16 protein-coding genes and 3 pseudogenes are annotated in these 19,453 nt (G+C 69.6%); 8 read left to right on the top strand and 11 right to left on the bottom strand.

Going from position 1 to position 19,453, the window contains the following annotated elements; translation table 11 throughout:
• The first annotated feature begins 47 nt into the window (after positions 1–47).
• Positions 48–1,916: a caspase domain-containing protein gene (locus ACFWSK_RS32660; RefSeq protein WP_383794228.1), complete on the top strand. Its 1,869-nt coding sequence runs from the start codon at positions 48–50 to the stop codon at positions 1,914–1,916.
• Positions 1,917–1,919: 3 nt separating this feature from the next.
• Here the strand turns inward: ACFWSK_RS32660 and ACFWSK_RS32665 are convergent, their stop codons facing one another.
• The 4 genes from ACFWSK_RS32665 to ACFWSK_RS32680 are packed head-to-tail and all read right to left on the bottom strand — an operon-like array spanning position 1,920 to position 7,260.
• Positions 1,920–4,757 (bottom strand): CHAT domain-containing protein, encoded by a 2,838-nt coding sequence (locus ACFWSK_RS32665; RefSeq protein ID WP_383794231.1) that lies wholly within the window; start codon positions 4,755–4,757, stop codon positions 1,920–1,922.
• Positions 4,758–4,759: 2 nt separating this feature from the next.
• A complete protein-coding gene (locus ACFWSK_RS32670) occupies positions 4,760–5,434 on the bottom strand; it encodes an RES family NAD+ phosphorylase (protein ID WP_383794234.1) in 675 nt (224 codons plus the stop codon).
• A gap of 3 nt (positions 5,435–5,437) precedes the next feature.
• Positions 5,438–6,124 (bottom strand): hypothetical protein, encoded by a 687-nt coding sequence (locus tag ACFWSK_RS32675; protein WP_383794236.1) that lies wholly within the window; start codon positions 6,122–6,124, stop codon positions 5,438–5,440.
• Positions 6,121–7,260, bottom strand: coding sequence for a hypothetical protein (locus ACFWSK_RS32680; RefSeq protein ID WP_383794239.1), 1,140 nt, complete (start codon positions 7,258–7,260; stop codon positions 6,121–6,123). The genes ACFWSK_RS32675 and ACFWSK_RS32680 overlap by 4 nt, the downstream gene beginning before the upstream one ends.
• A gap of 722 nt (positions 7,261–7,982) precedes the next feature.
• Here ACFWSK_RS32680 and ACFWSK_RS32685 point away from each other — a divergent pair.
• Both ACFWSK_RS32685 and ACFWSK_RS32690 read left to right on the top strand, forming a co-directional pair.
• A pseudogene (locus ACFWSK_RS32685) lies at positions 7,983–8,198 on the top strand (transposase family protein); the annotation flags it as partial.
• A 148-nt stretch (positions 8,199–8,346) separates the two neighbouring features.
• A complete protein-coding gene (locus ACFWSK_RS32690) occupies positions 8,347–8,757 on the top strand; it encodes a hypothetical protein (protein WP_383794242.1) in 411 nt (136 codons plus the stop codon).
• A gap of 319 nt (positions 8,758–9,076) precedes the next feature.
• Here ACFWSK_RS32690 and ACFWSK_RS32695 read toward each other — a convergent pair whose 3' ends face one another.
• Together ACFWSK_RS32695 and ACFWSK_RS32700 are read right to left on the bottom strand one after the other, a co-directional pair.
• Positions 9,077–9,295: a tyrosine-type recombinase/integrase gene (locus ACFWSK_RS32695; RefSeq protein ID WP_383794271.1), complete on the bottom strand. Its 219-nt coding sequence runs from the start codon at positions 9,293–9,295 to the stop codon at positions 9,077–9,079.
• Between the two features lie 6 nt (positions 9,296–9,301).
• A complete protein-coding gene (locus ACFWSK_RS32700) occupies positions 9,302–10,336 on the bottom strand; it encodes a site-specific integrase (protein WP_383794245.1) in 1,035 nt (344 codons plus the stop codon).
• Between the two features lie 155 nt (positions 10,337–10,491).
• On the opposite strand from ACFWSK_RS32700, the pseudogene ACFWSK_RS32705 reads away from it, so the two are divergent.
• The 4 genes and pseudogenes from ACFWSK_RS32705 to ACFWSK_RS32720 all read left to right on the top strand — a co-directional run.
• Positions 10,492–10,887: pseudogene (locus tag ACFWSK_RS32705) on the top strand (MerR family transcriptional regulator); the annotation flags it as partial.
• A gap of 371 nt (positions 10,888–11,258) precedes the next feature.
• Positions 11,259–12,887, top strand: a complete 1,629-nt coding sequence (locus ACFWSK_RS32710; RefSeq protein WP_383794248.1) for a diacylglycerol kinase family protein — start codon at positions 11,259–11,261, stop codon at positions 12,885–12,887.
• A 1-nt stretch (position 12,888) separates the two neighbouring features.
• Positions 12,889–13,842, top strand: coding sequence for a YihY/virulence factor BrkB family protein (locus tag ACFWSK_RS32715; protein ID WP_383794251.1), 954 nt, complete (start codon positions 12,889–12,891; stop codon positions 13,840–13,842).
• The gene (locus tag ACFWSK_RS32720; protein ID WP_383794253.1) at positions 13,843–14,634 is read left to right on the top strand and encodes a phosphatase PAP2 family protein; all 792 of its coding nucleotides are present in this window, start codon (positions 13,843–13,845) and stop codon (positions 14,632–14,634) included.
• Positions 14,635–15,109: 475 nt separating this feature from the next.
• On the opposite strand, the pseudogene ACFWSK_RS32725 reads toward ACFWSK_RS32720, so the two are convergent.
• Positions 15,110–15,337 (bottom strand): annotated as a pseudogene (locus ACFWSK_RS32725) (IS21 family transposase); the annotation flags it as partial.
• Between the two features lie 266 nt (positions 15,338–15,603).
• On the opposite strand from ACFWSK_RS32725, the gene ACFWSK_RS32730 reads away from it, so the two are divergent.
• A complete protein-coding gene (locus ACFWSK_RS32730; RefSeq protein ID WP_383794257.1) occupies positions 15,604–16,206 on the top strand; it encodes a hypothetical protein in 603 nt (200 codons plus the stop codon).
• Positions 16,207–16,215: 9 nt separating this feature from the next.
• Here the strand turns inward: ACFWSK_RS32730 and ACFWSK_RS32735 are convergent, their stop codons facing one another.
• The 4 genes from ACFWSK_RS32735 to ACFWSK_RS32750 form a co-directional block, all read right to left on the bottom strand.
• A complete protein-coding gene (locus ACFWSK_RS32735) occupies positions 16,216–17,391 on the bottom strand; it encodes a hypothetical protein (RefSeq protein WP_383794260.1) in 1,176 nt (391 codons plus the stop codon).
• A gap of 372 nt (positions 17,392–17,763) precedes the next feature.
• Positions 17,764–18,084 (bottom strand): helix-turn-helix domain-containing protein, encoded by a 321-nt coding sequence (locus tag ACFWSK_RS32740; RefSeq protein WP_383794262.1) that lies wholly within the window; start codon positions 18,082–18,084, stop codon positions 17,764–17,766.
• A complete protein-coding gene (locus ACFWSK_RS32745) occupies positions 18,081–18,695 on the bottom strand; it encodes a tyrosine-type recombinase/integrase (RefSeq protein ID WP_383794265.1) in 615 nt (204 codons plus the stop codon). The genes ACFWSK_RS32740 and ACFWSK_RS32745 overlap by 4 nt, the downstream gene beginning before the upstream one ends.
• Before the next feature lie 84 nt (positions 18,696–18,779).
• Positions 18,780–19,160 carry a hypothetical protein gene (locus ACFWSK_RS32750; RefSeq protein WP_383794269.1) on the bottom strand — a complete coding sequence of 127 codons (381 nt, stop codon included), beginning with the start codon at positions 19,158–19,160 and terminating at the stop codon, positions 18,780–18,782.
• Positions 19,161–19,453: the final 293 nt, after the last annotated feature.

Consider the following 19,453-nt stretch of genomic DNA (forward strand, 5'->3'; position numbering starts at 1 on the left):
CCCGGGAACGACCTGCCCCTGCCCGTCCGTCCTGGCAGGATTACGGCATGCGAACCGTGTACGCCCTTTTCGTAGGCATCGACGACTACCCGGACAAGCCCCTCCACGGCTGCGTCAACGATGTGACAGAGGCGGAGGGTTGGCTGCGGCAGCAGCACGGTCCCCAGCACCTCGAGATCCGGCCGCTGCGTAACAAGGAGGCGACCAAGGCAGCGGTGATCGACGGCATCAGGGCGCACCTGGGGCGCGGCGGTCCGGGCGACACCGCGCTGCTGTGGTTCAGCGGGCACGGCAGCGAGCGTCCGACCGACGACCCCCGTGCGGCGACCGGCATGAGTCAGGCGCTCGTGTGCGCCGACAGCCTCGACGCGGGCAGACAGCCGCTGCTCCAGGACATCGAACTCGGCGCCCTCCTCGACGAGATCGCAGCCCGAGGCGCGCATGTCGTCGCCGTACTCGACTGCTGCCACTCCGGCGGTGCGAGCCGCGAGATCCTGCCCGGTGCGCGCTCGCGGGGTGTGACATGGCAGTCGTGGTGGCGTACGGGCAGCGCACGAGCCTCACGCGACGCAGGCGCGCAGGGGGCCGAGCCGCGTCGGCACATGCTGCTCGCCGCGTGCAGGGAGCAGGAGAGCGCGTACGAGGCGCTGGTCGACGGCGAAACCCGCGGCTACTTCAGTCACTCGCTGACGCACGCACTGCAGCGCCTCGGCCCGGCGGCCACGTACGGGAAAGTGCACTCCCTAGCCGAGGAACAGGTACGCAGTCGGTATCACGCGCAGCATCCCGAACTGCGCGGCCCGGACCACCTGCGCTTCCTGTACGGCGACGTGCTGCCCGCTTCGCCGTTCCTGCTCCGGCACACGGTGTCGGGGTGGGAGATCAATTGCGGGTACGCGCACGGGCTGCGGGCCAGGGGCGCCGAGTTCACCCTGGTCGATGAGGACGGCGCCCGGCGGCCCGGCAGGCCTCGGACGGTCGTCGTAGAGGAGGTGCGGCCCGAGTCGGCGCTGGTGGAGCCGGTCGGCTGGACGCCGGGGCGGGGCGATCTCACGACGGTGCACGGTGTGACACCGTCCGCGCTGGCGTTCCCTCCGGCCACGGTGACGGTCGTCGGCGAGCCCCGTGCCGTCGGCATGGTGACGGCAGCCGTGGACGGCGCGCCGATGCTTTCCACCAGTGGGCACGGGCTGCCGCTGCGGGTGGAGGTCCGTGGCAGCTCGGCGCAGGTGACTGGAGGCGACGGGCATCGGGTCGACCCGATGCCGCTGGGGTCGCCCGCCGATGCCGCCCGAGTGGCCGGCTGTCTGACGCACATCGCCCGTTGGCATCAGCTGAAGGACCTCGCGAACCCCGACCCGTGGCTGTCGTCGCTGGTGCGGGTGACGGTCGAGCCGCTGGTCGGAGATCTGTGGCACACGGCGACGGGCGAGATTGTGTGCTCGTACACGCGGGACGGCCGGGAGCCGCAGGTGATCGTGCGGATCCACAATGACTCGCCGCGCCTGCTGTGGTGCGTGCTGCTCGACCTGGCGGACGACTACGGGGCGTCACCCGGCCTGTTCGAGGGCGACTTCGTCGCGTCCGGGCTCGCAGGGACGGCGCGGCACGGCGAGCCGGTGTGGATGCGGCTGCCTCCCGGCCGTTCCATGGTGCGGGGCTCGTTCGCCCGGGACTGGCTGAAGCTGATCGTCGCCGAGAACGAGCTGAACGTCGCCCCGTTTCGGCTGCCGTCCTGGTCGCCGGACGCCTCGGGAGCCGGCGGGCGTGGCAGCACGGCCCCGGGGGACGGGGACGGGCTGCTGCGGCTCGCTCCGCCGCCGGGCGCCCGTACCGCGGGCGGACCGGGCGGACCGGCCCACGACGTGGGCCGGTGGGGCACCGCCTCGGTGCTGGTGCGCACCGCGCTGCCCTGAAGTTCACCAGCCGAGGTGGGTGAATCCCGCCCAGCCAGCCGGGTCGGCGGCGTCGATCAGCGGCACCCTCGCCACCAAGTCCACCGGCATTCCCGGTGGTGGCTGCCTCCGGTCGTCGAGCATCCACAACTGGGCGTTTCGGAGCGCCTGTCCGGGCGGATGACCTTCCCGGCGCATGTAGTGGTGGGTCATGTACATCAGCATTGACGTGGCCTCGTCAGGCACCGGCCATAGGGAGCCGAGCACCGAGCGGGCGCCCGCGACGAGGAACGCGGTGGACAGGCTGTACGCCTCGTCGTAGCCGTGCCCGGACACGTTGGTGCTGCACGCAGCGAGCACCACGACCTCCAGGTGGCGATACCTTGCGGTGCCCTCGGTCAGTTCCTCAGCGGCCAACCGCCCGCCGGACAGCAGGAGGTACGAGCTGTGCCGCAGGCCCTGCTCCACCACGCCGTGGCAGGCCAGGTGCAGCAGACCGCCGCGCTGTCGGCGCAGCCGGTCGGTCACAGCGGCGGGCGTCGCGGTGCCGGGGCCGAGGAGTTCGCCGTCCGGGTAGAAGGTGCGGAAGACGGCCTCGGCCTCCTCGCCCGCGTGGTGCAGGTCGCGGGTCGGGTTGCCGACGACGAGCGCCTGTCGCGCACCGGTGGAGGGGCGGGCGGCCACCTCGCACAGCAGGCGGGCGGAGGGAAGATACGAGATCTCGGCTTCCTGGCACGCGTATCGCCGCGAGCCGCGACGGCTGGGCAGGCGCGCGGCGTGCCAGGGCACGACGCCCAGCTCCGCCATCGGCACCAGCACCACGGACGGGGCCCGGTCCCAGCTCCGGGGCAGCTCCTTGAGCAGCGGCTCCAGCACGGCCATCCCTGCCCAATGGCACAGCCGCTCCAGCGCGGCACGACCTTCGTCCGGCGCGGGCCGTTGTGGCTGGGGCGTGGTCGCGGTGGGTGGCCCACCAGCAGTACGGCCGGGGGCGCCCGTGGCCTGGTAGTTCGCCAATGGCTCCGCCGAGACAGTGAGTTGGGGTAGCTGTAGCCCTTTGGTCTTGCCCTCGGCAGAGACGATCAGCGCCGTTCCCGGCACGCCGTCGTCCCCAGGCACCAGATACACCAGCGCAGTACGGCCCATGAGGCGCAGCGCCTGGCCGATATTTTCGGTCGTAGGGACGTCCAGCAGTCGCTGCCGGTGCGGGGACGCGGCGAGCGCCTGGAGGACACGACGCCGCAGTCGGCTGGAAGGGCCCGAGGCCATGGGCCGGGCGGCCAGGGTTGCCTCCGGGCCCAGTTCGGATACGACGGCCCCTGCCGCCCGCCACTCGTCGGCCAGGCCGGTTTGCCCGAGGGCGCCCAGCATGTCGGGGACAGTGGCGGCGACGGTCGCCGCGTGCAGGACAAGGCCGCGTCCGGCGTCCAGGGCGCGTACGGCGTCGTCGTAGGCGCCGTCGGCCAGGCACCAGCGGGCCACGTCGAGCGCCTGCTCCCCGGCACGGCGGCCGGTCTCGGCGGCGTGCGCGGTACCGGACTGGAGCAGGACGCTCCAGGCGGCGGCACGCACGGCGTCGAGGCCGACGCGGCGGGACTCGGCGTGGTTGAGGCGGGTGGCACGGGCATTGAACAGCTGGTTGTCGCCGCGCTGCCGATAGGCCAAGGCCAGGGACATGCCCATGGAGTTCCACAGCGGGTGCGCGGGGCCACCCGCCAGGCGCAAGGTGTGCTTCAGCCAGGAGATGCCCTGGTCGAGATAGCGGGGGCGGTCGACGCGCGGTACGCCCGCCATTCCGGCGAGAGCGCAGTGGCCGGTGCCGAGCGTGCAGGCGTTGCGGATCCAGCGCTCGTCGTCGGGTTCGAGGAGGTCCAGGGCGTCCTGGAGCAGCCGCATCGCCTCGACGACTCCCTCGGCGTCGCCGGCGAACAGGGCACGGGCGGCACGGCTGATGCCCGCCTCGCCGAGCCGGTCGGCCTGCCCTTCGCGCGGCAGCAGCGCGATCTGCCGCCGTACCTCGTCGATGGCGGGGGCGGCGGACCCCATGGCGGAGGGGTCACGGTCGAGCCGTCCCCAGCGCCGGGCGCGCAGAATTTCCAGGTTGCCTCTGGCGACGTCGAGGCTGGCTTCCATTCCGACCCGGTCCATGTGGTCAGGGGTCAGCTGCGCGATGACGGTTTCCAGCTCGTGGATGTGCTGGGCGAGCGCGGTCTCGTCCTCGCGCCGGACAGCCTGGTGCGAGCGGAACACGGCGAGCTGCCCGTCGAAGCCCAGGCGCGTTCCGGAGTCGAAGGTCGGCGAGTCCCTCAGCCGGGCCAGGTCCTCCACGGCCGAGTCGAAATCGTCCTCGCCTCCCCCGAGCTGGGCGAGGTGGGCGCGCAGTGCGGCGTGGCTCACATCGAGCGCGTCCCGTTCCGGGCTGCTGGGCGGGAGGGCGACCCGGGACTGCTCGATCCGGGCGAGCGCCCTCTCCATGTCGTCGGGATTTTCGAGCTGCTGCAGTCCGGACGTGCTGCCCACGGCCGCGACCATCGCCCGCCAGCGGTCGCCCGGTCCGTAGGCGTCGGCCTCGCGCAGCAGTTCGTCCAGCTTCTGCTGGTCGCTGACAGGCTGGTGGTACCGCAGCATCGGCAAAATGGTGAGGATCTGTCCGGCGCGCATGCCCGACATCACGGTGGAGCGCGGAAGGCCCTTCCAGTCTGTGTAGAGCCTCTTCCATGCCTCGTCGGCCGTGGCGCAGCCGAGGTGGTCGAGGACCAGGCCGGTGATCCGGGTGAGGTCCTGGGCGTCGCCCTTGCCCTCGGTGGACGCCTGCTTGATCTCGTACAGCAGGGCTTGAAGGTCGTACAACTTCGCCTGCATGCCTAGAAAATCCGTTCGTGCTGTCGCGGCGCGGCTTGTGTGCGGTAGGGGGCGAGGACACCGTTTAGCCAGTGCTCACCGTCCTCGGTCCCGAAGTCGATCCGGGGTGCGCCGGTGGGTTCGAGGGGTGGTTCACCGCACCGGTCCTGGAACAGGACGGCCACGCGGTCGGCGGGCTCCCGTTTGGAGGGCCAGACGAAGCCCTGTGCCCATGGTGCGGTCCTGCGGCGGATCCAGTGGCCCCAGTCGCGGGTCTGCGGGTAGTCCGCGCCCTCGGTGTGTACGAGCCAGGAGTCCTGGGCGACCGCCGCCAGGTCCCTGCCGGACATAAGCGACACCACGTCCACATCGGTGGCCAGGCGCAGAAAGGACAGGCTGCGGCGCTCGAAGGAGACGCGCGGGAGCAGGCGAGTACCGCCGTTGCTGTCGAAGGGGATCGAGCGCAGCAACACCTCGCACACGGCGGCGCCGACGCTGAACCCGACATAGAGGTAGCCGTACTTCTCGTACGGGGTGCTGTCGAAGCGTCCGCCGTAGTAGAAGGCGTGCGTGGGCTCGGAGTTGAAGCCGATTGCGTTCCGATGAGTGCTGTGGACACGATAGACAGGAGTGCCAGCGGGCAGGGTGACGGCGTTCGGCTCATCGGGCAGTGCCTCGGGGGGCGGATACTTGGGCACGGCCTACCACTCCCCGTCCGTGTCGGTGAGCGCGCGTGCCGCGCCCAGGAGTTCCGGGTCCCGGCCCTGCCCGAGAAGGCTGGCGGGCGCGGTGCCTGTCCACGCGTTCGCGGAGAGCCACCAGTCGGCCACGCCCCAGGGGTCTCTATCGGCGCGCAGCACGTCCGCCACCTCCAGGACGACCGCCCACGGCATGGTCCCGGCCTCGAACTGGAAAGCAGGGAACTGCTTCTCGCCGTTCTCGCGGGTCAGAGAGATCAACCTGGGGTCCGGGAGTCCTGTCTCGCGTGGGATCAACGCCGGTTCCTGCAGCAGTCGTGCACGCACTGGACCGAGGAGCGGGCCGACCATCGGGTTACCGTCGATCACAAGCATGCACAGGTCCATGGCTCCGTAGCCCTCGTGGACGGCGGACGGAGAGGTACCCGCGAACCGTTCCGTGACGCCGTCGCCGCGGAGCCGGACTGCCTCGCCGGCCGGAAGCGCGTCGAGTACGGCCCGCACCGCCCGGTCCGCTGCGTTGCGGTCCGCCGCGGCCCGGGCGCCCGGGTTGCCCTCGTTATACGTCCGCAGCCGCGTGCGTACGTCGGCCAGCAGTGCGCGCAGCGCGAGGTGTGCGCCGGGGTCGAGTAGCTGCCCGAGCCGGGTCCAGTCGGCCGCAACAGCGGCGAGCATCATGAACGGGTTCATCCGCACCCATGTCCTTTCTGTTCGCGAGGTCCGGCCTGAGCAGCCTGGGCGGGCCGACCGCCCCCGAGTATGTCCGTCACCAGGTCCGCCATCAGTGGTCTGCGGACGATCAGATGCAGTTCACGGTCCGGTTCAGCATCCGCGGCCAGCGCCGTCCACAGGGCGCTGACGCTGGTCTCCGGCGGCAGCCCACCGCGTCCCGCGCCGAGGAGGGGGAAGCAGATTGACCGCAGCGGCGGTGTGTGGGCGTCGCGTTCCTGCCACATCAAGGCGAGTGCGCGGGCGGCTGCGGCGGCGACGTCCTGCGGGGTGACCTCGTAGTCGTTGGTGCCCGGCCTCGGGATGGCGACCGCCGCGTGGTAAATGCGGCGGACGCCCTGTGCCGCCAGGGCACCTGGTCCGGTGGGTGCAACGGTCCCGGGCAGAGCGGGGCGGTGCAGTACGCCGTGTTTCATGCGCCAGTCGGCCAGGTCCTCGTGGACGGGGTCCGCGATCACGTCGCCCGCGGCGTCGCGCACCGCCCCCGCACGGCGCAGCGACGCCGATACAGACGCCTTGTACATCTCCGGGAGCCCCAGGTGCGTATTACTCGGGGAGACGATCACGTCTACGTCCCGCACGAGTTCGACGGGATGGATGTGCAGGGTCACCGTCATGGGTCTCCCGGACCGGGCCATGTGCAGGGTGCGGTGCTGAAGGTGAGGGGGCAGCATGGCAGCACCGACCGCCGCAATGCTCCTGTTCCCGGTGCCGGCGATCCAGCACACCTGCTCGGAGATCTGACCGAGGACCATCTCCTCCTGGCTCTTGCGGAAGCGCTCCACGCTGAGGCGGTACACCTCGGCGGCGAGGCGGCGCCGGTCGGCGGCCGCGCGGTCGCGCATGCCCGGGGCCAGCCCGAGCGTGCGCTCGGCCGCCTCCTGGAGGTCGCCGCCGCCGAGCCGAGAGACGGCTGCGCGCAGCAGGTTCTCGACCTCGACGGGCCAGGCGTCGGTCACGGCACCGGGTACCGACGCGGCGGCCCGGCGCAGCAGGGGCACGTCGAGCCCGCGGAGCCGCACCAGCCCTTCCAGGCGGACCATCTTCACCTCCTGCAGAACCGATGCAACGTCGATCTGTCCGGCGCGAGTTGGCATGGGCTCATGATTGTGCGCGGGCAACGGCATCACAAGGTTGCGCCGGGCCACCTGTTCACGCTATGCGTCGGCGGGGTGCCTACCTGGTCAGCGGCAGGTCGTCACCGGGTCGGCCTCAGGTCAGCGGCAAGGGGTTGCCCTCGGCGAACTGCGCGGCGCCGACCGCGAGGTGGAGACCGAGGTGCTGGAGCCTAGCTCTCCGGCCCCGCAGCCCGGTGGTCAACTACTACGGCCCCATCACCGTCGACTGTCAACGCGAGCTCGACGAGCGGGGCCATAGGCCGCTGTGGACCGTGTCCATGGACGATTCCAGAGCCGGGCTGTAGGAGCAATCAGCCGCGGTGGTGCCCTACGGGGAAAGGGCAGCGCAGGGGCCGGCAGTTCAGTGGACGCCTTCGGCGGAGGGCTCAGAGGCTTGGTACAGGCGGGGGAACTCGGCTCAGCGAATCGCTTCCTGAGCGCGGTTCTCTGCAGCGCAATCTCAGCCCTTACCGCCATCTGCACCACGGCCCAGGCCACGATCACGAACACGCCCCCCCGAACTCCAGTCGGCCGCCTGACAGAGAAGGCGGTGAGCAACACCAAGAGGAATCGTAGGAGTGAAGTTCCCCCCGCTGTCCAGCCCGCGGGGGGACTTCAGCGGTGCGCTGCGGCCACGCCGTGTACACCTTGGCGTGGGAACCGGCCAAGCAGCGGGTACTGCTGCACACCTACGACCCCCGGGTTCTGGGGTGACCGTCGGACTCAAGCGGCCACCCGGCGGCGAACTCACCCCGACCCAACGTACCGGCAACCGCGCTCTCGCCGCGGCTCGCGCACCTGGCGAGCGCGGGATGGCACAGCTGAAGTCCTGGCGGATCTTCCGCAGGTCACGCATGAGCCCGAATCGAATGACGTCAATCGCCAAGGCAGTGCTCACCCTCGCGCGGTACCGCTGAAAGGGAATGAATCACGATCACCGATGGGGTGATCTTCGCTGTCAGCCGTTCCCCAAGGGGCCCTTGATCGGGCACGGTAGGGGTGTCTCAGCGACTGAGAGGTCTCCGATCGGGGCCGGTTCGCTGTGCCACTGAAAGGACACTCTTGATGTCACGACAGCGAATGGCCCTGACTCTCGCCGGACTAGCTCTGTCGGGCGGCCTCGCCGCCGCCCCGGCCGTCGCCGTACCTTCCGAGCAGCGGGCAGTCGAGGCCGCTGCGGCCACGTGTTCCGGCTGGAAGACGATCACCATCACCGGAGGGCGCGCCAAGTACCGGGAGTGCAAGCAGACGGTGGGCGGAAAGGCGCAGATCAAGGGTGACTTCCAGCTCTGGGACACCGTGACCGACGGCAAGGGCGTCCAGGCGTACGCAAGAACCGACTACAACCACTGGCACGGCGACACAGTGTCCTGGGAGCACTTCTACAGCTGGTCGAGCACCACAGCCCCCAGCAAGGTGCTCTCCTCCGGTTGGCACGGCGGCGACGACTTCGAGCTGACCATCGAACTCGTCTGACAGCCCCGTAGGCAGCTGCAGTCAGGTTTTGGCGCGGCGTCCGGACCGCCTGGCTCGCTCAGGAAACGTTGGCCGCAGAAGCCACTGTGGAAGTCCCACAATCCGTGTGCCACCTCTTGTTGCCGTCATCGGCGCCCCCTCCGGTGGCCAGCCGGTGGCCGGACGCCTTTGGACGACGTAGTACGTGGGAGCACAGTGCAACCAGTCGCACATGCTCTGATCAGGCAAAACGCCACTCTGTAGCACGAGCAGGCACCACACAGCATGATCGCTCGCGGTCTCGTAATGCGTAGGTCCTTGAAGGGCTACCAGGTGTCGCTCAAGCGCTGACCAACCGCAGGCCGCGATCAGACGGCGGCTGGCCTCCCATGGCCGCCTGCACGGCGGCACTGATGTCCGAGTCGAGTGCCCTGACCAGGTGCCCGTAGCGGTCGATCGTCGTCTGGATCGACTCGTGGCCCAGCCGGGCCTGGATGGCCGGCAGAGGGATGTTCGCGGCCACCAGCCAGGCAACATGGGTGTGCCGTAGGTCGTGAATCCGAGGTTAGCGGGGGAGGCCGGTCTCCATCGCGGCAGCGACGGCGGGTATCCATTTCCGGTTGTAGAAGTTGGCATGCCTCCATGCTTTGCCCGTCGGCGTGCGGAAGACGAAGGCCTCCGATGGCATTCCATGCGTCAGCTTCTGCGCGAGGTCCACCTGCGTCGGGGCAAGAGCGACCAAACGGCGCGCCTTCTTCGTCTCGGGGGGCCCGAGGAAGAAGGAGCTCTGCGCGCCCCTGGGGGACCTCTTCCAGGCCCTCTGGACGTTGGCTGTCGGTACGGGGCCGCCAAGTCGAAGATCTTGTACCTGGAGGGCCGTAGCCTCGCCCCAACGCATGCCTGTACCGATCAACCAGTCGGCGAGGTCTCGCGCCGCAGGGTCGGTGAGGTGCTTGCGGAGGAGTTGGTACTCCTCCTGCTCCAGGAAGACCATCTCCTCGGACGTCCCGTCGTCCACACGCGGAAGGCGGGTGTTCGCGCAGCAGTTCTTGGTGCGCAGCGGGGGATCGGCATCGATCGCCGCTTGCACGATGCACCACAGCAGGCCGTGTCGATTGGCTGTGGACTTCGGCGAGGCCGGTCGACGGACCCACCGCCCTGCCTTCGCGTCCGGCTGGCCTGCTTCCTGAAGCCGAACCCAGTCCTGGACGTCGTCAGCGGTGATGTTCCAGACCGTGGCCGGCATCACCAGTCCCGATCGGCTGGTGTGCACCATGAGGGAGATGTGCCGGTCCACCTCGCGCCGGTAGTCGTCCCGGGTCCGCGGGTCGATACCGGTGAGCCGGTCGACGTAGCGCCGGGCCCAGTCGGTCAGGAGCACGTCGTCAGGGTCCTGCTCGGGCTCGACGAAGCCCTGGCCGGGGACCCACCCGTAGGGCCACTGCTGCTTGTGGGCGTCGACGAGCTTCTTGAACGCGTCGGCCTGCTCCACGTCCTCGAACCTTTCGGCTTCCCAGGTACCGCCGCGCCCTCCCTGGAGCCAGCGGACCTGGTAACTCGCCGTTCCGTCCTTGCGGACCCGCTTCCTGATCGTTGCCATGGGGCGCACGTTAGGTCGAAAGTCCGGCCGCGTTTGGCCGTGGTTTGGCCAGCCCGGAACACGAAGAAGCCCCTGACCTGCGTTTCCACAGGTCAGGGGCTTCCCCTTCAAGGGTGAGTAACGGGACCTTGAACCCGCAACTCGCCAACAAAGCCACCCTGGACCCGGAATTCCGGGCTCTGTTGCGACGGATGGCCGAGTACCAGGCGGCTGAGCAGGTCCGAAGCGGGACGACGGGCCCACACCGCGACATCGCCGCCGCCGTCCGTGACCAGGCCGGCCCGGCCCTGGCCGCCGGTATCGACCCGGCCTCGCCCCAGGCCGATCCGATCGTCGCGGCGTTCACGGCGCACTACGCGCACCTCCTGGCCCGCCCCGACGACGTCGAGCTTCGCCGCAGGCCGGCGGCTCGGCTGGAGAGCGTGAACGACCCCCGCAGGGAGCGGTACCTCCAGCTGCTTGCCGCGGTCAACGGCTGGCCGGCCCCGGAGAGTCTGGCTCCGGTGCTGGACTGGTCCGTCCAGGCTCTGCGCGTCCGGATACAGCGGTAACGGCGCCGTCGCAAGGCGCCATGGGCGGGACGCGTCAGCCATCGGTCGAGGTGAGCCGGGATCCCGCATTGCGCCCGCGGGCGGATAACGGTCCCCGTCGGGAGGTCTGGAGGAGCGAGGAGGGGGAACACGGCGAAACGCCGGGTGAGCCCCGGTTCCACCCACAGCCCGAGGGCCACCGAGACGACGGGAACGCCATGCCGACCGACACACCGGAAAGACGCACCGCCCTTCCCGGTGGGCACGTGTCCGCCACGCCGCCCCCTGTCGGCGAGTACGTTCCGGGCCAGTCGTCCCGGCTTTCCCGGCCGTCCCGGCCTTCCCGGGCGGATGCGGAGCGCTCGCACCCTGCCCCGGAGACCGCCGGGGGCATGGGCCGGGCCGCGGGAATCATCGCTTCGGCGGCGGTCTGCCAGGCGGCCCTGATGGTGGGTTTCGGACTCCTGATCACCGGACCCGCGGCCCGCGTATGGCCACTGACGACCGAGGACGGGGTCACCGACGCGCTGGAGCGTGCCCGTACCGGCGCGCTCGACACCGTGTCCCTCGTCGTCTCCGAGGCGGGCAACACGGCCACGGTCATCGCGGGCACCCTCCTGGCCTGCCTCGTCCTCCTCGTGGTCCCGCGGCTTCCCAGGTGGCGGGACGCGCTCTTCCTGGCGGTCGCCGTCTCGCTCCAGTCCCTGGTCTTCCTGGTCATCACCGAAGCCGTGGACCGCACCCGGCCGGACGTCGAACGGCTCGACGCCTCGCCCCCCACCTCCAGTTACACCTCCGGACACACCGGCGCGGCGACAGCCCTGTACGCCGGCATCGCGATCCTGGTCCTGCACCGGACGAAGGGGCCGTGGCGCAGAGTCGTGGCGGTACTGCTGCTCCTCGTGCCCTTGCTGGTGGGGATCGCCAGGGCGTACCGGGGCATGCACCATCCGACGGACATCGCGGGCGGCCTGCTCAACGGCGGACTGTCCCTGTTCATCGTCGGCCGCGCCCTGCTGACCGGACCGCACGTGCCCGCCCCCGCGCCTGCCGACGCGGCGGCCCGTAAGGCACCGGCCCCCAGGGCGTCGACGGAGCAGGCTCACGGCCGCACAACGGTGGTCTTCAATCCCACCGTCACCGACGAGGCGGCCTGTGCCGACCTGCGACGGGTTCTCGAGGACCACGGCCACCACGGGGCGGACTTCGTACCGACCACAGCCGACGACACGGGGGAGGGACAGACGGCGCGCGCGGTACGGGACGGTGCGTCACTCGTCGTGGTCTGCGGCGGCGACGGGACGGTCCGGGCAGCGGCGGAGGCGCTGGCCGGTACGGGCATACCGCTCGCGGTGGTGCCCTGCGGCACGGGCAACCTCCTCGCCCGCAACCTGGGGCTCCCGGTGAAACCGGCGGAGGCGCTGGCCGTCGCCCTGCGCGGCGCTCCGCACCGCATCGACCTCGGGCGGATCGAGGGCGACGGCATGGCGCCCGCGCACTTCACGGTGATGTCCGGGGCCGGGCTCGACGCCGCGATGCTGGAGAGCACCAGCGACCGCGCCAAGGCCGTGCTCGGCTGGCCCGCCTATGTGGTGGCGGGCCTGCGGGAACTGCGCGCGCCCCGGATGCGCCTGACGGTCGGCCTCGACGGGGCGCGGCCCCTGCACCGCACCGCCCGCATGGTGCTCGTCGCCAACACCGGCAAGGTGCAGGGCGGCGCCGCGCTGGTCCCGGCGGCCCGGCCCGACGACGGCGTGCTCGACCTCATGATCCTCGACCCGCGCGGACCGATGGGCTGGGTGGGCGCCGTCGTCTCGCTGGTACGCCGCAGGCCGGAGAGGGAGATCGGCCACACAGGCCGGTCGCCCGTGGAGTACTTCACCTTCCGTCACGCGGACATCCGCTTCGAGGCACCGCAGCCACGCGAGCTGGACGGCGACCCCGTGGCCCCGGGCAGGCGCGTCACCGCGCAGGTCCGGCCCGGCGCGCTGACCGTGCTCATGCCTGAGCGGGGGGAGTGAGATGGGCACCGCAACCCGGGTCCCGCAGACCCGTGACATGGTCGGCAGCGAACTCTCCGGCGACGAGGCGCTGGCCGCCCTGCGGCGCTACGGCCGATGGCCGCTGCTGCGCGACTCCTTCGTCCGCTTCCGGTACGCCGACGGCTTCAGCCACTCCAGGGCGCTCGCCCTGCAGACCGTGCTGGCCGTGGTGCCGCTGGTCATCGCCTTCGTCGGGCTGTCGACGGCCCTGCACACGGAAAACCTGGGCAGGGTGGCGGAACTGACGATCCACCGGATCACGGCGGGGCCGAGCGCCGCGGTGGTCGACGAAGCGCTGGACCGCAGTCGGCGGACGGCCGACGAGGGGGCCCAGCTCGCCCTGTGGTTCGGACTGGTCTTCTCCCTGACCAACACCACGACGGCGATGTGCCAGATAGAGCGCGGTGCCAACCGCATATACGGGGTCGAGCGGGACCGGGTCTTCCATCTGAAGTACCTGCGGGGGCTGGTGATGTCGTTGACCGCCGGAATCCCGCTCGGCATCGGTTTCGTCACCATGGTCGCCGGAGGCGACCTGGTGCCGGCCGTCGTCGAGGTGTACGACCTCGGTGCCGGCGCCCGGTCCGCATGCGAACTGCTGCGCTGGCCCGCCGGGGTGGTCCTCGTGGTCATTTCGGCGAGCGCGATCTTCCGCCGTTCGCCGAGGCGCCGGCAACCGGGCTACACCTGGCTGGCCTTCGGTGCCGCCGTGTACCTGGTGCTCTGGACCACGCTGACCTGGCTGCTCAGCCTCTACCTCGAGGTCAGCGGCTCGTTCGACACCGTGTACGGCCCGCTCACGGCCTTCATGTCCCTGCTGCTCTGGGCCTACCTCACCTCCATCGCGCTCTTCCTCGGCCTCTCCTTCGCCGCCCAGCTGGAGGCGGTGCGGGCCAAGCGGCCCGGTCCCGTAAAACCCGATCCAGGAGCCTGAATGACTGCCCGACCCGCTGCCCCGGCCCGACGACGGATCCGCCGGGACGCCGACCGCAGATTCGGGATCCGGCTGTTCGGTTCCGCGGCCGTCGCCGCGGTCGCAGCCGTCCTCTTCGGCCTCCTGTTCGTCCTCGTGGAGAGCGGCTGGGGTCCGCTGCGGCGCCTCGACGCGGGCGCGGCCAGGTGGCTGAACCGGACCGCCCTCGACCATCCGGCGTGGACCGGCACCCTGCGCTTCTTCTCCGACGTGGTGTGGGACCCGGTGACCCTGCGCGCGGCGGTCGCGGTGCTCACCCTGTGGCTGGTGCACCGGCGTGCCTGGCGCCTGGCCACGTGGGCGGCCTTCACCGCCGTGGCGGGAGGGCTGACGGGGCTGCTCGTCAAGATGGTCGTCGAGCGGGCGAGGCCGGACCTGCCGGACCCGGTGGCGAACGCCCCCGGCTTCTCCTTCCCCTCCGGCCACGCGATGACGGCCACGACCTCGTTCGCGATCCTGCTGCTCGTTCTCCTGCCCCTGGTGCGCCCCGGCCTCCGCCCCCTGTGCTGGGCCGTCGCGGCCTTCTCCGTACTGGGTGTCGGCTTCACCCGCATCGCGCTGGGCGTCCACTGGTTCAGTGATGTGGTCGGCGGCTGGACGCTCGGGCTCGCCGTGGTGGCGGTGACCGGCTGGTCCTTCGAGGCATGGCGCGCCGACGCGGGCCTCGGCCGGACCGAGATGGCGGAGGGCCTGGAACCGGAACTGGGCGACGACGACCCGGAGTCGGACGACTCCGCCCCTCGCCGTGACTGACCACCTCTCGCTGTCGTGACCACAGGCGCCGAGGACGGGGGCAGGACCCCGGTTGTCGGTGGTGGTTGGGAGACTCGGTGGACACCGCGCACCCAGGAGGATCCAGCTTCATGACCGACAAGCAGCAGGCACAGGCACCCACCGCCGCCGAGCTCCACGAGGTGATGCGCGAACTGCACACCGTGCAGGGGCGGGTACAGGACACCTACCTGCAGCTGTGGTCCGCTCCGGAGACGCACGATGTCGCCTACCAGTTGGAGGAGGCGGCCGGGGACATCCGCCGGGCCTGGGAGGCGCTGGAGAGGATCTCAGGCAGCTTCGCCCGCGTCCATGTCGTTCCTGGAACCGAAAGCCTGTGCGGAGTGCCCTGGGGCGTCTGCCCGGACCACGGCAACACCCTCCGCGCCGACGGTGACAGCTCCTGGTGCACGGTGGAGGGCTGCTCAGGGAGGGATTCCGAGAAGCACGGCTCCTCCGGCAGGGGCACCAGCAGCGGCTGCTCGGAGGCGAAGTACTCGCCGATGGTGCGGGGACGGGAGCGGATGCGGCGGGCGTCGTCCTCCTGGTCCCACCGGTCGATCATCGCGTTGAGCTCGGCGAGCGTGTCGACTTCGGGGACGGGGACCAGGTGGTTGCGGCGGAACCAGCCGATCTGGCCCTCGACTCCGCCCTTCTCGTGGGCGCCGCGGATGCCGGGCTGGCATTAGAAGGCTTCCAGGCCGATCTTCCGTGGGTTCAGGAAATCTGAAGGCTCCGTAGCGCAAACTCAGGGGCTCGAAGGCGGTTCTGCCGCCTTGAAGGGGCGGGTTGCCACAGTGAATGAGAGTGGGCGAAGGGCCTGGAGCCGGCACAGGTGGAGAATGGCCGGTCCATGATCGCGATACGGCGCACTTTGCGCGAAACTGTGGTGTGCCTACTTCCAGATCGCTTGCAGCCTCCGACGAGATACGTGCGTATCTCGTCGATGAGTTGAACCTGGCCTTGCGCCGTCCCGGAATGTATGGGAAGGAGCTGGCCTTCCGCATGCTGATGGATCACTTGCTGTTCGTCGAGTGCCAGCCCGAGGCATTGGTCGACCAGCGGCGCATTTGGAACGATCGCGGCGCCGGGTCCAGCACCGGCCTCGCGGGCATGTTCCGTGACCTGATCCCGGACCGATGTCACGAGTACGTCATTGCCTCGGTGTATGGCGAGTTCGCGCACCACCGTGGCTGGCTCAAGCCTGACCGTGTACTGGACCCTGAGGAATACGCAGTCCTGCAGGGTTCGGTCCGCCAGTGGGCGGGTGAGGACCGTGTGTGGTCGGACGTCGTCGACGAGTTCGGTACCCCGTCCATGCTGTTCGGCGGCAACAACCCCTACTACGGCAAGACCCTCGGCTACCTGACGGAGAACCCGGAGGATCCGATGGTGTCCTTCGATCTCTGGAACGGCAGTGCTCCGAGAGCCGAGCAATCATGGCCCCCTGAGCACGAGGAAACCCTCCTGCTTGCAGTGCGCTTCGGAACAGGGCCCTTCCGCCAGACCTTCACCTTCACCCCGGAGGGCCAGCGACGGCTCCCTGCGGAGTAGAACTCAAGATCAGCGGGTGTTCGGTTCCTGCTCCGCTTCCGATTCGGCCACTGCGCTGGTGTAGCGGAGGCTGGCCTTGGCCCCGAGGGAGAAGACGTGTGCGAGGTGGAGGGGGTCTGCGCCGTTGGCAAGGGCCTCTTCGAGGATGCGGTCCTGCCTCAGTTGGTCGATGCCCACGGGCAATCTCTTGACCAACTTGTCCATCCAGAACGTGCTCACAGCCGTCGCGGTGGTGGCGGTGTTCCTGGTGATCAGCAGATGGGGGTTGGTGCTGTTGGGCCATTGCCGGTGGCGATAGACGAAATACTCGGTGATCGCCTCGGCGGTGTAGTCGTCAAGGGGACGATTCAAGCCCTCGGGGTCGAGTCGCCGTCCCGGCAGGTCCACGTGCTCGACCAGCATTGAGCGAATCTGGCGGGCGGGCAGCGCGTGGATGCCAGACAGGGCCACGGCCACTCGAAGGGCCGGATCCTGCAGTGCGGCGAGTGCGACGGACTCCACCTCGTCCGCAGCGAGTGATGAGGGGATCTTGATCGCCACCTTGCCTCCCTCGATGCCTCGCATCGGGTTGGAGAAGATCAGCCGCTCGGCCTTGAGCGTGCTGAACAGCGAACGCAGGGCACTGGCGTCGTATGCGCGATAGGTCCGGTTGTCGAGCCAGTTGGTGATGTCGTCGCGGGTGGCCTGCCGCAGGGTTGTGTACTTTCCGGCGTACTCGGTCAGGAACGGCAGCACGTTCCTCAGCTTCGTGATGACCGTTGCACGGGCACGGGCACGGGGCCTGCGGCGTGAGGTCCCGTGTCTCAGGATGTCAATCCAGACGTCCAGCTCAGTGCGGACATCTGAGGAAAGGAACGACAGTTGTTCTTCGCACCAGACGTCGAGAGCGTCGGGCCGATCGTCGAGGAGGATCTCGAGTTCCTCGAACACCTCCAAGACGTGGTTGGCCGGAACTGCCGTGTGGGTGAGCTGGGTGATGGTCGAGGCCCGGATTCGTTCCCCGGGCCGGTGAACCGCGCAGAGAATCCGGATGCCCCGTCGTACTGAGCCGAGAGTGCGGGGCGGCCAGCCACGCAGTTCCGCGATTCGGGCGGCCCGGGCACTCAAGGTTGCGGACAGCTGAGGATCGAGCGGTGGGGCCTTGCTGCTGACGCCGCGAAGCTCGCGTGGCGTCTCGAACAGCAACAGTTCCGTCCAGCGTGCCGGAACACAATGCGGCCGCGGTGCCCGTGGCTCTCGGCACACGCTGCGGCTGGGGGCCGCCGCGCGGTCGCAGGGTGCCGATGACGAAGAGCTGGTGTCCTGTGCGAGCGGCTACTGTCAGGTCGACGCGGGTCTTGTTGTCCGGTCCGGCGATCAGGCTGGCCTGGCGACGGCAGAGGCGGCAGATCCCGTCCATCGCGGCGACCTCGCGTGTGCAGACGTCGCAGTAGCTGCTGTTGGCTTTCGAGGTGAAGCCCCAGCATGCTTTGCAGCGGGGGCGATCGATCCAGCCCCATCCAAAGCAGTCCCGGCAGCTGCGGGTGGCCCAGGGACGTGATCGCCGGACGGGCGTGCTCATAGCGGCGGCCCAGAGCGACCCGGTCGGCGCTGGTGCATGATCGGGCTGCCGCCGACGACCTGCTTCTCCGCCGCCAGGGTCGTGGTCTCCTGCCGGACACTGGCCTTCTCCGGGACGAGAAGGTCGGAGGTCGTGCAGTCCAGCACCTCACAGATGATGTCGAGGTCGGCTAGGCGGACGGTCAGCGGCCGTCCGGACCACAGGTGGGACATCTTGCCAGCCGAGATCACCAATCCGGCGTCTGCCAGCATCTGTTGGAGCTCGGACGCCTTCCAGATGTCGCGCTGTGCGGCGACCATCCGCAGGTTCCACTTCATCGGCGTGTTCCTCCGAATCGTGCCGTGGCACGTTGCCCCGCTCGGATCCAGGCGTCTTCGACGTGGGACTTCTCGACGTGCACGTAGATCATGGTCGTGTTGAGCCATTCATGTCCGAGGATCTCTTGGATGGCAACGACGTCCATGCCGTTGCGGTAGAGGTCGGAAGCGGCGAAGTGTCGCAGCACATGCGGCGTGAGCTGGCCGGCCTGGTGAGGAAGATGCCGGGCGACCGCCTCGGAGAGCCCGGTCCTCAGAGCATCGTCGGTCACGGCCCTGCCGGAACCGTCGCCGTATCTGCGTTCCGAGGGAAACAGCGGGGCAAGGGGGTCGTTGACCTTGTCGTCGAACTCCCAGCGCGGCCCCGTCACCCACCATTCCAGCAGGTCACGGGAGCCGTTGATGAGCGGGACGAGCCGTTCTTTCTTGCCACGGCCTTGGCTGCCCTTGCCCTTGCCCTTGAGGAGGACCTTCCCGAACCGCCCCAGGTCCCAGCGAACGTCGCCGATTCGCAGCAGGCACAGTTCCGAGATCCTTGGACCGATGAGGCTGGCCAGCCGCGAGGCGGTGTAGTTCCGGGCGGCCGGAGCGTACTTGCGCGCCTCTTCCATGTCGTACCGCCAGCCGCTGAAGAGCGTTGTGACGTCGGCTTCTGGCGGCGGGATCCGCAGCCTCGCGGAGGTGCCGCCGCGGGGTCAGTTCATTTCGTCCAGCGGGGATTCGACGACGAAGCCGGTGGCCGCGTGGATGGCGGCCTTATGCCGTAGTTCAAGGAACTCGAAGAACACGGCGAAGGCCGCGGCCTGGCGGACTTTGGTGCCCGAGGCTGAGTTGCGACGGTGCCTCCCGAAGTACCGGTCGAGGTCGTGGGCCTCCATCTCCCACAGAGGCCGGCCGAACCATTCGCGCAGGCCAAGAATGGGGCCAACGTCACCGCGGATGGTGTCGTCAAGGACTCCAGCAGAGGCCCGGGCGAGGACGAACTCAGCCAGCAGATCCTGCTCGAAGGCCGTGACCTCCTCCGAAGTCTCCAGCCGAAGCCCCGGCCGCAGATCGCGCACGACGGCCAGTGCCATCCCGTTCCTCCCCTTCAGCTATCCCGCGACTCCGCCATGACAGCTGTGGAGACTTCAGGATTTCTGAGAAACGAGCAGCAATCACCCGATCGTGTCCAGGAGACCAAAGCCCCAGATTAAGCATCCACCGGGCTCGCTGGCGCAGTCGGGGTGCGGTGGGAACCCACGGGAACATGGACATAGTGCGAGCGGAAGGCAGTCCAGCGTTCGGCTTCCACCCGGCGGCGTGAGAGGCCCAGCACCTGGGCGACGGCGGCCCTAAGGTTGTCGTAGCGGACCTTCCCGGTCGGCAC

Source organism: Streptomyces sp. NPDC058620, assembly GCF_042717135.1.
Taxonomy (GTDB): Bacteria; Actinomycetota; Actinomycetes; order Streptomycetales; family Streptomycetaceae; genus Streptomyces.